The following is a 14,480-nucleotide window of genomic DNA, read 5'->3' on the forward strand; positions in this document are numbered from 1 at the left end:
CCCGGATGAAGATTACCGAGCTGGGAGTAGTTCCGAGGACAAGGTTCTGCACGATATCACAGATCGTTAGGATGACCGGATACGGAAGGGCGACCGTGCACAGGGCGCTCGAGAACGACAAATCTGTCTTGCTGGAAACGCGCATTGCAATTTCGCATGCCGTGCTCGTCTTGAATCAACAAGCTATCGCCCGTTACGAGGCCGAGCTTGGCTGCTATGAGTGAGCCAAGAAGGGCGTAGCTTCGCTAGAGCAATTCCAGTGCATCGCGGTTTCCCGTCCGGAATTGCGTAGAAGCAAAAACGCTCTAGGCCCGAACCATGCCGAGTCAGATCGGCGGTATAGCTCCCGTGACCGACCGTCAGATACCGAGATCGAGCTGCGATTGTGATCGGCTGTCGTCGGTTCCTTCGTTCGTCAGGGAGGAAAGCGTGATGCCGAGCAGCCGAATGGGTCGCTTGAACGGATGGACGGTTGCCAGAAGCGCGGTTGCCGCTTCAAGGATTTCACCCATATTTGTGACCGGAAATAGGGTTGTCCGACTGCGCGTTGCCTGCGTGAAATCCGAATATTTGATCTTCACGGTCACCGTCTTGCCGCTGATGCCGCTTGTCTCGCAGTAGCGCCAGACCTTTTCTGCCAACGGCCGCAATTCTGCCGTCGCCGGACCGAGCTCGTCGATATCCTCGGGAAACGTATCTTCCGCGCCGACGGATTTACGGACCCGGTCGGGCCTCACCTGGCGTTGGTCGATGCCGCGGGCAATCCCATAGAAATATGGCCCGGCCTTTCCGAAATGCTCCTGCAGGAAGGCCAGCGACTTCGATTTTAGATCGAGCCCGGTTTCGATCCCGTACTTGCGCATACGCTCGGCGGTCGCCGGTCCGACACCATGGAATTTGCTGACCGGGAGAGCCTCGACAAATGCCGGTCCGTTCTTCGGCGTGATCACCGCCTGGCCGTTGGGCTTGTTCAGATCGCTCGCCATCTTGGCAAGGAACTTGTTATAGGAGATGCCGGCTGAGGCATTGAGTCCGGTGATCTGCTTGATCCTCGCCCGGATCTCCAGCGCGACCTCGGTGGCGATCTGCATGCCCTTGAGGTTTTCGGTGACGTCGAGATACGCCTCGTCGAGCGATAGCGGCTCGATCAGTGGCGTATATTCGGCGAAGATCTCGCGGATCTGCTGCGATACGGCCTTATAGACGTCGAAGCGCGGCGGCACGAAAATCAAATCCGGGCATTTGCGCTTCGCCGTCACCGACGGCATGGCCGAGCGAACGCCGAAGGCGCGGGCCTCATAGCTTGCTGCCGCCACCACGCCGCGCGCGGCGGACCCGCCGACCGCAAGCGGCTTGCCGCGCAGTTCGGGATTGTCCCGCTGTTCGACCGACGCGTAAAAGGCATCCATGTCCACATGGATGATTTTGCGGACAGGCGTCGAGCTCATATCGTTCATTATCGTCTCGGCAATCGGAGTTCCGTTTCAGCATTACCGCAAATCGTGGCGGACTGAAACAAATGCGGAACATATCATCCTTAGCGGCGATATCAAACCGACTGCGGAGCTTGTCGGACAGAGCTTAGTGACATCGCGGCAAGCCGGATTGTCAAAGCCCAAGCGTGCTGAGCCAATTATCGAAACTCGACACAGCCGTGCGCGACGGCGCTTCCATCTTGAAATCCCGTGAATGCCTGCGCACTTCGCTTGGATTGTAGCCGAACTCATGCGTGAAGGCCCGGCAGAAGTTGGCGGCGGACTCGAAGGCGAATTGATTGGCGATCTCGCCGATTTTCCGGCCGTCGGCGGGATCGTTAAGTGCGGCGCGCGCAGCCAGAAGCCGTCTTCTTCGGATGTAGTTGAGCACTCCGCTCGAGGTTTGGAACAGCTCGTAAAGACGGGTCCGCGAAATTGCCAGTTCACGGCTTAGCGTTTCCGGCGTCAATTCCGCGGATCCGAGATTGTTCTGAATGAAGTGCCTTGCCCGGGTCATCAACCCGCTTTGCGATATCTCGCCATCGATCTGGCCGTGCACCAAGGGGGAAATTGTGTGAAACACCATCTCGCGAAGCTGATTCCTGATGCTTGGAAGATCGTCTCTGGTTAAACGAAGAAGATTGACTTCGAGAAAATCTATGTAACTCGAAAGTAACGAGACGCGCTCACCTCCAAGCACAATATTGCTGCTGGCGCTCGGCAGTCCACCATGAGCGGCAAACAGATCGCATGGCAGGATCAGCGTCGTGGATCGCGCCGGCAAGGTCCGTCCGTAAAAGGGGTAGCCCAGCATTCGGATTTCCATCATGCCGGGCTCGTTTTCCACGACATTGCCGTTGACGCTCGTCCATGTCTTTCCGGTGCGCAGGAAGGTGATCTGCCAGTGATCTATCGAACTGAAGCGCACCTTTTCCGCGGAGCGTTCGAAGCTGAACGCTGGGGCCTCCTGCTGAATGAGCAAGACACCTTCGAGGTTCCATGCGACCTGCTTAACCGCGAACGGCTCATCGGCTTTTGCTTGATTCTGCAATCGCATATCGATCAGCGGGGCCATGCGCTCCTGCCAGGCCGCAAATTGCCGATCGGGACGCAGTTCCTCCGTTGAAAACGGCAGCGACGCCAATTCCGTACTTTCCGGGATCTCGCTGTAAAGCGGCATCTGCGCAGAACGAGGCCAGCGCCGCCGCTCGGCAGCCTTGGGCTGTTCACAAGAAATATCTGCTTTGCCCCACATCATTGCGGCGATCCCTCGATACTACATGGCGAGTTTAGTTGCCGTGATTGCAGCGCGCCCACCGAAAATTCCGCAGCTGACGCACAGCAGTTGATCATATTAAAGCCGGAATTTGTTTGTGGATTAGCCGCCGTCTCGTGATACCCAGCCTGATTTCCAACTTTTCAAGCCGGCACAAATCTGATCCCATAGTGTAACAGGAAGAGAGAGGGATAAACGCACGATAGGTTGCGTCCTCATCGTTGATGAGGCGGACATTTCTGTTCGGTAGCGCGGCGAGCAGCCTGGCAAAAGGCCAAACTGCCCGGCTGATGATTTCCTGCGGCCATCGCAAGGAACGCAAAACTAATACCCGAGAGGGTCGCATTGCCGCAAACCTTACTTCAATACTTGTAACGGTTACTTAAGCATTATTCTCTAATAATTTCAAGAATTTTATCGAGAGACCGCAATAAATTAATGGCTACACAAACGAACGTAGAGGATATGGAAGTAAGCAAATGGTAGTAAACCCGATTGAGCCGAAGTTTTATCTTTCCCGCCTTGTATCAAGCTTGACTTCTGTTTGCTTGTGCGCCCTTTTTCTTGTCTATCCGGTGGAAAATGCGGTTTCCGCACCTGTGGACAAATATAAGTACAAGACCATCGATCTGTACATGAAGAAAAGCGAAAGCAATATGTACTTTTATGGGACCGGTCAGATTCGCAAGAGGGCAACGGTTTCCGCTGATGAGTATTTCAAGGGGGCGCCCTATATCTGCACGCCAAGCGGCTTTGGACACACGTCACATTGCTACAATCGGTGACCAAACGGAAACCGCCTGGCAATTGATCCCGCCTTGCCAGAACGGTCCCGGATGTCTCGATCCATCGCGATGCGTCGGTTGATCTCGACTGCTCGATATCTTTTCCGTGTCCGGTCTTAGCTGGGCAAGTGCCGGATGACGTCGTTGCTTCCGCGCAGTTTCATTGCCTCGTCGTCATGTCTTAGCGGGTTGTGACGAAATACATACCACTTCCCGTCAGGTAGACGCTTCTGATAGACGGCGCCGTCTTTTTCACGGTGCAGAAAGCAGGAGGTCTTTTCCACATCGTACTTCTTGCTTTGCCAACGTGCCTTCATGCATAGCTTGCCGTTGAAGGTCGCGTACCAGGTGCCTTTGGCATAGGTTCTCTCGGCACCGTTATGCGACCAGGCGATGAAGGTGCCTTGTTTGGCCGAAAAGTAGCCGGCACCGTCTTTCCAGATCCAGGATCGGCCGGAGTAGAGGCTTCGCACGTCTGAAGCGCTGATCGATGTTGCTTGAATGGCCGAGCGCTCGGTCATCCAATCGGCATGCTCACGGCTCGCAGCATGTGCCGGTCCGCCCAGCAGTAACAGCGATATGGCTGCACTTGATATCGAGAGTCTTAAGAGGGACATCTTTGCCTCCACTTCCGTTGTTGTTGGTTCAATTCAACAGAGGGCTGGCCACACGCCAGTCCGGCCGTCCGAGACCATGGGGCCACGGATAAACCTCGCGATCGTCGAAATACACCACCGCCACGATGTTCTTGAATTCGTCATGCGGTTTGGCGGCCTCTTCAGCCCAGGCATGGACATAGGCTTCGCTTCCCTGGTAGCCCAGCTCGGCGATAACAATCGGCTTTCCAAAGGCTTTGACGCGGTCATAGCCCGGTTTGGTCGCTTCGACGAAAGTCGAATCACGCCCGAGCATGAGCTGATCAAAAGGTTGATAGCCGAAGACCGAGAGGCCCACGACATCGACATATCGATCGCCAGGATAATAGGCTTTGAGCCCTTCCTTGCCCATCGGCGACCACATGTATTTGGCGGATGGAAGATCGCGACGGCAGACGTCGACGGCATGTCTATATGCCTTTACATATTGCGACGGGCTCCAGTAGGCCCAGGTGAACTGCCCGTTCTTCTCGTCCATTTCATGGGCCCAGCGAATGGTCACCGGTTGCTTGAGCTTGGCGGCGGCCGAGCATATCGATGCCATGTTCGTATCGTAGTGCCCATCCATGATCCCCTGGAAAAGATCGTCTGGCGTGACGCGCCAGTTGCGCGCCCAGGACCAGGGCTCGACTGTAATCAACAAGGAGCGACCACGTTGGCGGGCATAGGTGTCCGCGACCCCAAGTGTCGACAGATCGACATCCTCCCAGGGAAGGAAGACATGCTCGATCTTGGGATTGGGGTCATTTGAGAAATCGCCGTTCGGATCGTATGCGCCTGACGGCAACGATTGCGGCGTGATGATCGGCCTCTTGTCGTGGAACATGCTTTGACCGCCGCCCGCCGTTTCGAGACCATTATTTGCTGCGTAAATCGCTCCGGACAAACCTGCGAAGCAAACGACGGCTGCGGTAAACTTGAATGCCGTTTTCATTGGACTGCCTCCTTCTTCAGTTCGGCCTTGCTCGTGCTCAAGGTGGCTTTCACGATGCTCAGTCGTTCAGTAACCAGATCGTTGGCGACCAACTTTTGCGCCTCATCGGCGTCTTTGGCCGCGGCATGGCGAAATATGAACCATGCCCCACCGGGCTCACGCTTCTGGTATACGGTTTCATTGAGAATGCGGTGCAGGAAGCAGGTCTTGGCCGGGAACTTGCCGTTCGCCGCGTACCAGGTTGCTTCGAAGCACATACGTCCGGCATCGCTGACGCTCCAGCGGCCCTCGGCCCAGGATTTACCTCCCTTGCCGTCGACCCAGGCAGCGAAATGACGATTTGCGTCCTGCATTTGCCCTGCGCCATCCGGCCACTGCCAGTTCTTGTCGCGATATAGTTGGTAAAGCTCAAACGCCGTCATGGGGCGAGCGTCGACCGGCAGTTTAAGGCCCTTGCTCGCGGCAGCCGCGCTGCTTGACGCGACGGATCCAAGGGCGATGACGGCGGCAAGCGTCGCCGCGCCTAGGCGGATGAGGGCGCGCGGTTTGTTATATAATGATACCATTGTCTTTCTCCCGCATAGCAATTGGTATGATTTTCGCGGTCCCTAGGGACCTGTTCCTCTGTCTCGCCATGCTACGAACATCGCCCTTTGTGCTGGCCGAATTTCCGATGGTGGAAATGCGGAATCCGAGTTGCACGGCAGCGTCCCTGCGAAAAGCGTTTCTGAGATCCACCAATATCGGCTGGCGCATGTTCGCCTTGATCTGGACCAGGTCGAGATCCCTAATGATTGCCCATTCCGTCACGACGACCGCTGCGTCAGCGTTTCGCGCACATTCATAAGGATCGTCGCAGAACACCACATCATCGAGGACCTTCGCGGCATTCTCGATACCCATCGGATCATAAGCTCGAACATGACCGCCAAAGCGCTGGAGCGCTTCGATCAGCGGGATTGAGGGGGCTTCGCGCATGTCGTCCGTGTCGGGCTTGCAGGTGAGGCCGAGAATGGCGATGGTCAGACCGTCTATGTTGCCGCCAAGCGCTTCGACGACCCTGAGCGCCATGCGCCGTTTGCGGGCATCATTCGCCGCAACGGTTTCCTCGATCACACGCAGCGCGACGCCATGATCCTGTGCGGTTCGCAGAAGAGCGAGCGTATCCCCAGGAAAACAGGAGCCGCCAAAGCCGGGACCTGCCGTCAGGAAAGTCGCACCTATGCGCTTGTCCAATCCCATCCCGAGCGCCAGTTCCTCGACATCGCTGCCCAGCCGTTCGCAAAGGTCGGCGAGCTCGTTGATGAAGGTTATTTTCGTCGCCAGAAATGCGTTGGCGGCATATTTGATCAATTCCGCAGTTCGCCGCGCCGTCACCACAACCGGTATATCCTGGAGGTCCATCGGGTCGGCGTAGAGTTCCAGGAGCCGCTTATAGGCGCGCTCATCGTCGACGCCGACAACGACACGGTCCGGCATGAGCGCGTTCTTTACCGCAACGCCTTCGCACAGGAATTCCGGGTTGGACGCTACGGAAAACGTGCATGGTTTCCGCGTCGCAGCGATGATCTTCTGCACCATGTCGCCGGTGCCGACCGGCGCGGTCGATCTAACGACGACAACCGTGTCGTCCGCTATCAACGGCGCAAGGTCGCTTGCTGTACGATAGAGGCAGGAAAGATCGGATTCCCCGCGGTCGCTGCGAGGCGATGTGCCGACGGCGATAAAGACGATAGCGGCTTCCTTTAACGCCTTGGCGAGGTTGCAGGTGAAATCGAGCCGTCCCGACGCGCAGTTTCGTTCGACCATTTCGTCGAGGTGCGGCTCGTAGATCGGCATCCTACCCTGCCGCAGGCCGGCAATCTTCGGCGGATCCTTGTCCACGCAGACGACGGTATGACCCCACTCGGCGAAGCAGGCGCCGCTGACCAAACCCACATATCCCGTTCCCACAACAGCTATTTTCATCTTTTGTCGCGCTTATGCGCCCCTCCTGCCGGGAATTTCCGTCATTGCGTTGGCGTCATGCCAGTGCGGGTCGAACGTAATACGGTGCAGCTTGTGTCCGCTGACGCCTGCCCCCGCCACCGACGAACGCTCCACGAAAAGCGCATAGCCGCTGGCGCTCCATGTCAGCGACAGCACTCCGTCGGGACCGCGCTCTGTGGCCGCAAGCCCTGGCAGAGCGATGAGAACAAGCAATGCACTTGCAACGGCAGGGCGATAGAAGCGGCTGCTCATGGAGATGGTGTTCTCCTGCGCATGCTTCAGAATGATCACCAATAGTAGCAGCGTGTAGACCGTCGCATTCATGGTCGCGAAGATATAGAATCCGCTCGTTTCTCCGGCATCATGAACCGTCAGGACAGGCGTTATGGAAACGAGAGACAGAAGCGCATAAGGCGCCAGCACGCGGAAAGGCAATGGATCGACGTTGGACGTGCCTTTCGGGGTGACGCGAAAATCGACGAAAGATCCAGTTGTCCAATCGCGTATCGCCGCGATTGTCCCGGCAAGCGCCCATGGCCAGCGCGCGAACAGAAACAGCGTCACTTCCCAGCTGAGAATTTTGGCATCCACCGGCCTGAACGTGCCGGTACGGCGCCAGCGATAGGCGAATGCGATCAGCAGGAACGATTGCGGCAGGAAGTGCAGCAGAAAATCGGGATAGGACACATTGACGAAGTTCCGCCCTCCCATGAGCGCTATTATCGGCAGCACGAACATCAGAGTCATGAACAGTGCAAACAGCGGATACCAGAGCTGCGAGAACAGGAATTGCGCTCTTAACCGAGGCGGCAAGCAGGGCAGCAATTTAGGTGAATACTGCAGCAAGATCATCATCAGGCTGCGTGACCATTGGAATTCCTGGGTGATGAGGTCGGTAAAGGTGCGCGGGCCATCGCCGTGAGCAATCGCATCGATGGCGTGAACGCCGCGCCAGCCGTGCGCATTCATCATGAGCGTCGTCGAATGATCCTCGGCGAGTTCCGGTCCAAGGCCCCCGATATCTTTCAGAGCTGCGGTGCGGACAGCATAGTGCGAGCCGATGCAGAGGGGTGCCAGGCCGTTGTTGAAACCGGCTTGCAGCGATCCATGCATACTCGCCTCGGCGTAGAGACGTCCCCGAGCAGACCAGCTCTCGTGAGCGTTGCTATCGCAGATGCTGGGTGCCGACACGTAGCCAACCGCAGGATCGGCGAATGGACGCAACATCTGATAAAGATAGTCATGGCTCGGTACATGATCGGCATCGAGCTGGACGACGTAGTCATAACGTTCATAGCCATAATGGTCATAGAAGAAGGCGAGATTTCCCTCCTTGCAGCGTGTGCGCCGCGGCCAGGTTTGGCGGTGATAATCGTCCCGCCCTTTGCGGGTAGACAGCTGAACGCCGTGCCTGCGGCACCAATCGATCGTCGCAGATGAGGGGTCCTCGTCAGCCAGCCAGGTATCGTGCGGCACTTCCTGGGCCAGCATGGCTTGCAGGGTGCGGGCAACGACATCGAACGGTTCCGACGGCGCCTTTGTCACCACCATTGCCACACGGCTGCCCGCAGGCAGGCGCAGCGGCCCGTTTGGCTTCCGCGCGCGATAGAATACGACTACGAAATAGGCCGGAAGAAGGGTCGTCCATGCCAGAACGGTGGTGATCAGAATCGATCCGAGCGGATCGATATGATGGGTCGGCAGGAGCCACCAGCGCCAAAGGTAAACGAGCGCCGCAAACCATATCGCGGCACAGACGATATATTCCGTGCGCCGATAGCCTGAGAGGATCGGAACCATCAGTGGCTGGTCCTGTGCGGCGGATCTGTTTATCTTGGGCGTCCTCACGATTGCGTCTCCAATCCGAAGAATGGAGCCGCCGTTCGGATGATGGTTCCGATATCGGAATACAGGGGCTGGAAGCCAAGTTTTTCGGCGGCGAGATCCGATGCCGCATAGAGCGCTGGCGGATCGCCCGGCCGGCGAGGGCGCATGGTGACCGGCACGGAGCGTTTCGAGGCAAGTCCGATGGCGTCCAGAACCTCTCTGATCGACGTCCCGTGACCGGTTCCCAGATTGATGGCGAGGTTGCCGCCGCCCGCCATCAGATATTTCACGGCGAGAGCGTGGCCGCGAGCAAGATCCATGACGTGGATGTAATCGCGGACGCAGGTGCCGTCCGGGGTGTCGTAATCATCGCCATAGACCTCGAGGCAGTCGATCGATCCCGTCGCGGCAAGCAGCGCGCGGGGGATCAGGTGCGTCTCCGGAGTGTGCCATTCGCCGAGCTCCTGCTCGGGGTCGGCTCCCGCCGCGTTGAAATAGCGCAACGCAACGTAACGGAGCCCATAGGCTGCCGCATAGTCGGCGAGCATGTGTTCGGCGATGAGCTTTGTTCGGCCATAGGGATTTATGGGGCGCTGCGGTTCACATTCGCGGATCGGTAGCTGATCCGGAATGCCATAGACGGCACAGCTCGATGAAAAGATGAGCTTGTCGGTACCGGTGGCGCGGCAGGCTTCCAGCAGCGAATGCGTGCCGTTGACGTTGTTGGCGTAGTATTTCGCCGGCTCCTCGACGGATTCGCCGACGTAGGCCGAAGCTGCGAAATGGATGATTGCATCGGGCTGGTATGTCTTGATGGTCTCGACCAGGCGAGGGGTGTCGAGAATATCCCCCTCTATGAATGGCCCCCAACGGACCGATTCAAGATGGCCCGTGGAAAGATTGTCATAGACGATCGGTTCGTAACCGTCTTTATGCAGAAGCTTGGCCGTGTGGCTGCCGATGAAGCCGGCTCCGCCCGCGACGAGGATGGTGCGCGCAGACATCAGATGACCTCTACGAGTTCGCTGCCTTGCCGATGAAGCTGACGTTCGAAATAGGCGGCCGTCGACTTCAGACCTTCGGCCAGAGCGACCGTCGGCTCCCATCCCAAGTCCCGCTTGGCGATCGTAATGTCGGGACGACGCTGTCGAGGGTCATCGATTGGCAGCGGTTTGTAGACAATTTTCGATGGCGAACCCGTCAGCGCGATGACCTGTTCGGCAAGTTCGCGGACGCTGAATTCGGCCGGATTGCCCAGATTGATCGGCGAATGAAGCGCGGACGGATTCCTCATCAGCCGAACGAAGCCTTCGATAAGGTCGTCCACATAGCAGAAGGAGCGCGTCTGCGATCCGTCGCCGTAAACGGTGATATCCTGCCCCTTGAGTGCCTGGACGATAAAATTGGAAACGACACGGCCATCATCGGGACGCATGCGCGGCCCGTAGGTATTGAAGATGCGCGCGATCCTGATGTCCACGCCATGTCTCATATGAAAGTCATAGAAAAGCGTTTCGGCAGAGCGCTTTCCCTCGTCGTAGCAAGAGCGCGGGCCAAACGAGTTGACATGGCCCCAATAGCGTTCCGGCTGGGGATGTACCTGTGGATCTCCGTAGACTTCCGAGGTGGAAGCCTGGAATATGCGGGCTTGGTGACGTGTCGCCAGTTCAAGCAGGTTCAGCGAACCGAAGACGCATGTCTTCATCGTATGGATCGGGTCTGCCTGATAGTGCACGGGGGACGCGGGACAGGCCAGATTGTAAATCTCGTCAACCGGTAGATCGATGGGATTGACGATATCGTGACGAACGAAGCTGAAGGCGTCGTAGCGGAGCAAATGCCGCAAATTCTCCGTCCGCCCTGTCGAGAAATCGTCGGCACAGATGACCTGACAACCATCCCGCAATAGCCACTCACAGAGATGAGAGCCCAGAAAACCGGCGCCACCGGCAACAAGAACGGTACGGCGTTCGGAATTTCTCGAATACAAATTCGTATATCTGAGCGGCATATTCATAGAACTCTCCACTTGTACGATGATACACAAACATAGTCGCGACGGCTGTACTGTTTACGTGCCGTGGTTTTTCCTCGCGCCTAAATATAGTTTCGGCGAGGACTATAATTAACAAATTACTAATGTCTGGAGTTTCTGTCGTTATCGGGCAATTCGAAATTTTTACAATCTGTACATTTGTTGACCACAAGAGACGTTAGGTAAGTAAAACCAAGCGCTGCTTGCGAAACACGATCGCTGAGCACTTTTAGGCGGGGCGTTCGGCATCGACTGCCGGAATTGCCGCCTTTTTTGCAATTTGCCGCGTGACACGAAGCATTGCTTTCGGCGGCGGCTACAGAAACTTCATTCGCAACGATCATTTTTGCAACAGGACGCTGTGCCCCGCCGCTTGAAGCCTTTGTGGATCAATCGCCGTCAGTTCCAGTAACTATTGCTTCTCGGGGGTACCGGTCCGGCATTCGGCAGCCTTCCGCCACTGCCCGGTGTCGCTGAAACACCGGTCAGCGCTGGAACTTTGAGCTGGTCCATTGTGCCGACCCGAGGGCGCTTTTGGCGGCATCATGGTCCATTAGGGGTGACGGCTCCGCTACATGTTTGCGCTCTGCATGATCGATCGCTATTGCGCCAGCATGTCGGCGAGCGCATGCCGCATGGACGTGCTCGAAATACCAAAAAAGCCGCCATAGGGAAGATCAAGATCCAGGATGACGAACATCACGCTCGCCACCGAAACGATGGCGACGGCGACAATGGAGCCTGTAAGCGGGTTTCTAGGCGCCTGAAGACCGAAGCTCAGAAATACCAGCATAAGCCAGAAGATCAGGACGTCGAGAAACGGCGCCGAAAGCGAGCCGTGCGCATCTTCTATGACGGTCCATCGCGCGACCATGAGATTGCTGAAGAGCTGATTGCAACGGGTCACGAGCACCTGGTGCAAGGGATCGTTTGGCTGCTGGTGGGCAATGCTGAGGCCTATAGTGTTCAGAAGCGCCCCAAGGGTGGGTGCTTCGCCAATCAGAGGCAATTTTGATACGTCAGGATAGATCATTCCCGGCGGAAGCGGTTCTCCCGGCCATGTGCTGGCAATGACAGCCACGGTGTAGCTGTGCAAGAGTTGTCTCTCACTATCCAATGCGGACCCGTAGTTTTTGAGGCAGACGTCCATTTCCGCCAGACCGGCGGCGTAGCGGTTGCGATCGCGGGAGGCAGTGGTGAATGCGGTCAATTCCGATGCCAAAAGCAGGCTCATCACGAGCGCCGCAAAAGTCACAAGCAAAGCCGTCACCACTCGAAGGAAGTCTATCGTCTCGGTACCGCGGTGCGGAGCAGGCAGCCTGGCGCGTAATATCGAACCGACTGCGGCGCTCACTATGAGGAGAACAAACAAAACCAGGGTCCAGACGGCTTCTCGCGGCATCGGAAAATGCTCCAGCTACATCTGGTTATTGAGTATGTCATGTATTTCGATGGGGCGGGAGGACAAAAGCTCCGCGATCGCGCAGCGTGAAGGCGAATTTTACTTGCGCCGTTCACATCGACGAAACAGATGGCGAGACAAGCTTGGCGCTGCCGGCATCGCTCTCTTCAAGGCGAGCTCGATCGCAACCGGAAATCTCAACGAACCGGCCAGCGCGAACAGAACGCCGCGAAGTCAACAGCGCCGATCTTAAACGCCATAATCGTTGTCACGCGCTCTGCCGAGGTGAGGGTCCCACAGTTCCCTTGGATCGTGCTTAACGCTCTAGGTGAGCCTACTTGATGGAGAAGTCGACGGTCTCCATCACCTTGCCGTCCACCGACAGGACGGCCTCGTATTTGCCGACGGGGAAGCCCGCGTCCGGTTTGCTAAGCGACGAGTTGACATGGTTTTCCAGAGAGCCAATATCGAAACTGACTTCGTCAATCTTGTAATTCGCGGGCGCTACGTCGTTAGTATCAACGGCGATCCAGGAAACGGTGATTTTTGAGCCAGAGCTGACGTCATCAATGTCCGCTGACAGATAAATCGCAGCACTATTTGCCGGAAGCGTCGTCTCCGTCACATCGGCATCCTTAGCGTTCGAGACGATGATGTTCTCAAATCCTGACGCCCAAGCTGTCGACGTCGAGGCCAGGGTTGCCGTAAATGCAATCGCCTGAAGGGCCTTCTTAATCTCATGCATTTTGAATTCTCCCAATTGATGGGATTTTCCTAGGCTGACTGCATGAATGCATTGTTAGCTGGTGAGCAGCGGCAGCAAATATTTAAGCGTTATTGCGCATCGAACCAAAAATAGTCGCAGTATTTATCGGATATTGCTTGGTACACGGACCAGCGAGCCTCCGGCGTGGATCTTTTGCCCAGCCACAGCTCCATTGTGAATCCGCGGCGAATATCCCATCAGCATTCAGTCGGGCTGCGGTGCGCAGGTAGTTTCACCATAAGATAGCTCGCAGGCCAACAAGACCGGATGGTCAATGCTCGATGCGCCCTGCTCATTCAGAAGAACTTCCACTGCGGCTGTCGCGATCTTCTCAATCGGTTGCTTCACCGTCGTTAAGCGCGGGATGGTCATATCCGAGAGCGGGATGCCATCGAACCCAAGAATGGAAAGCGCTGCCGGAATTGGGATACCAAGGTCATATGCCGCTCTCATGCAGCCGATCGCCTGCTGATCCGAGCTTGCGAAGATGGCGGTCGGACGCTCGCTGCGGGCACGCGCCAGCAGATAATTTCCTGCCTGCCGTCCGCTTTCATAATCGAAGTTGGCCTCGGCAACCAGCGGCGAGGCTGCGGTTGCCGCGCTATCGCCGGCTTGTATCATCGCATCGAGATAGCCCTTGAGGCGATCATTGGCTGGAACCGAATGTTCAGGTCCTGAAATGAAGCCGATACGGCGATGCCCCAGCTTTAGGAGATATTCGACGCCGAGACGGACACCATTGCGATGATCGGAGGCAATGCCCGAATACCCCGGCATAAGACGGTCGACGACAACGATTGGCAGCCCTTTTGGCAGCCTAATCGGATGGAAGTCGTTGCTCGGAACGAGGATGATGCCGTCCACCCTCCGGCTCGTCAGTTGCCGGATACGGTCGGCTTCCTTCGCAGCGTTATCGAAGGATGTCATGACGATGATGTTGTAGCCGTGCGTTGCTGCGGCTTGCTCGGCAGATTGGACGAGTTCGGAAAAGAATGGATTGGTCAGATCCGGGATGACGATGCCGATGAGGCGACTGATCTTGCTGCGCATGCTTCTTGCCGACGGATCCGGCGTGTAACCGAGTTCCTCTATGATGGTATTGACCCGCGTCCTTAATTCGTGCGTGACGGATGGGTGATCATTCAGGACTCTCGAGACGGTCCCCGTAGAGACCCCTGCGAGCTTGGCAACGTCGCGAATTCCGACTTTTTGCATAACAGAACATATGTCCTTTTTCTCCGGAACCAGTGCCCAACAACAGCCCGACCCAGGCGGTCTCTAGCGCCTTCACCCAAAGTCTGCACGTCAAATTCATCGACCGCATATAGTCTAACG

At 56.8% G+C, this 14,480-nt stretch carries 13 protein-coding genes; 1 reads left to right on the top strand and 12 read right to left on the bottom strand.

What is annotated here, in order from left to right; translation table 11 throughout:
* Positions 1 to 359: 359 nt before the first annotated feature.
* Together dinB and HGP12_RS12745 are read right to left on the bottom strand one after the other, a co-directional pair.
* Positions 360 to 1,457, bottom strand: coding sequence for a DNA polymerase IV (gene dinB, locus HGP12_RS12740; protein ID WP_168878972.1), 1,098 nt, complete (start codon positions 1,455 to 1,457; stop codon positions 360 to 362).
* 151 nt (positions 1,458 to 1,608) lie between these two features.
* Entirely contained in the window at positions 1,609 to 2,733 is a 1,125-nt protein-coding gene (locus HGP12_RS12745; RefSeq protein WP_168878973.1) for a helix-turn-helix domain-containing protein, read from the bottom strand.
* 497 nt (positions 2,734 to 3,230) lie between these two features.
* Here HGP12_RS12745 and HGP12_RS12750 point away from each other — a divergent pair, with 497 nt between their 5' ends.
* On the top strand, positions 3,231 to 3,536 hold the full coding sequence (locus HGP12_RS12750; RefSeq protein ID WP_168878974.1) for a hypothetical protein: 306 nt from the start codon (positions 3,231 to 3,233) through the stop codon (positions 3,534 to 3,536).
* 116 nt (positions 3,537 to 3,652) lie between these two features.
* Here HGP12_RS12750 and HGP12_RS12755 read toward each other — a convergent pair whose 3' ends face one another.
* The 10 genes from HGP12_RS12755 to HGP12_RS12800 all read right to left on the bottom strand — a co-directional run bounded on the left by HGP12_RS12755 (position 3,653) and on the right by HGP12_RS12800 (position 14,360).
* Positions 3,653 to 4,153: a DUF995 domain-containing protein gene (locus tag HGP12_RS12755; protein ID WP_168878975.1), complete on the bottom strand. Its 501-nt coding sequence runs from the start codon at positions 4,151 to 4,153 to the stop codon at positions 3,653 to 3,655.
* Between the two features lie 28 nt (positions 4,154 to 4,181).
* The gene (locus HGP12_RS12760) at positions 4,182 to 5,126 is read right to left on the bottom strand and encodes a glycoside hydrolase family 26 protein (protein WP_168878976.1); all 945 of its coding nucleotides are present in this window, start codon (positions 5,124 to 5,126) and stop codon (positions 4,182 to 4,184) included.
* Positions 5,123 to 5,692 (bottom strand): DUF995 domain-containing protein, encoded by a 570-nt coding sequence (locus HGP12_RS12765; protein ID WP_168878977.1) that lies wholly within the window; start codon positions 5,690 to 5,692, stop codon positions 5,123 to 5,125. The genes HGP12_RS12760 and HGP12_RS12765 overlap by 4 nt, the downstream gene beginning before the upstream one ends.
* A complete protein-coding gene (locus HGP12_RS12770) occupies positions 5,676 to 7,094 on the bottom strand; it encodes a UDP-glucose/GDP-mannose dehydrogenase family protein (RefSeq protein ID WP_168878978.1) in 1,419 nt (472 codons plus the stop codon). Before HGP12_RS12770 ends, HGP12_RS12765 begins: the two co-directional genes overlap by 17 nt.
* 12 nt (positions 7,095 to 7,106) lie before the next feature.
* Entirely contained in the window at positions 7,107 to 8,915 is a 1,809-nt protein-coding gene (locus HGP12_RS12775; protein ID WP_168879130.1) for a glycosyltransferase family 2 protein, read from the bottom strand.
* Between the two features lie 44 nt (positions 8,916 to 8,959).
* Positions 8,960 to 9,946: a UDP-glucose 4-epimerase GalE gene (galE, locus tag HGP12_RS12780; RefSeq protein ID WP_168878979.1), complete on the bottom strand. Its 987-nt coding sequence runs from the start codon at positions 9,944 to 9,946 to the stop codon at positions 8,960 to 8,962.
* The gene (locus HGP12_RS12785; protein WP_168840673.1) at positions 9,946 to 10,959 is read right to left on the bottom strand and encodes a UDP-glucuronic acid decarboxylase family protein; all 1,014 of its coding nucleotides are present in this window, start codon (positions 10,957 to 10,959) and stop codon (positions 9,946 to 9,948) included. The genes galE and HGP12_RS12785 overlap by 1 nt, the downstream gene beginning before the upstream one ends.
* 619 nt (positions 10,960 to 11,578) lie before the next feature.
* Positions 11,579 to 12,379, bottom strand: coding sequence for a hypothetical protein (locus HGP12_RS12790; RefSeq protein WP_168878980.1), 801 nt, complete (start codon positions 12,377 to 12,379; stop codon positions 11,579 to 11,581).
* Between the two features lie 334 nt (positions 12,380 to 12,713).
* Entirely contained in the window at positions 12,714 to 13,124 is a 411-nt protein-coding gene (locus tag HGP12_RS12795) for a hypothetical protein (RefSeq protein WP_168878981.1), read from the bottom strand.
* A 225-nt stretch (positions 13,125 to 13,349) separates the two neighbouring features.
* A complete protein-coding gene (locus HGP12_RS12800; RefSeq protein ID WP_168878982.1) occupies positions 13,350 to 14,360 on the bottom strand; it encodes a LacI family DNA-binding transcriptional regulator in 1,011 nt (336 codons plus the stop codon).
* Positions 14,361 to 14,480: the final 120 nt, after the last annotated feature.

Source organism: Rhizobium sp. P28RR-XV (assembly GCF_012641385.1).
Lineage (GTDB): Bacteria > Pseudomonadota > Alphaproteobacteria > Rhizobiales > Rhizobiaceae > Rhizobium.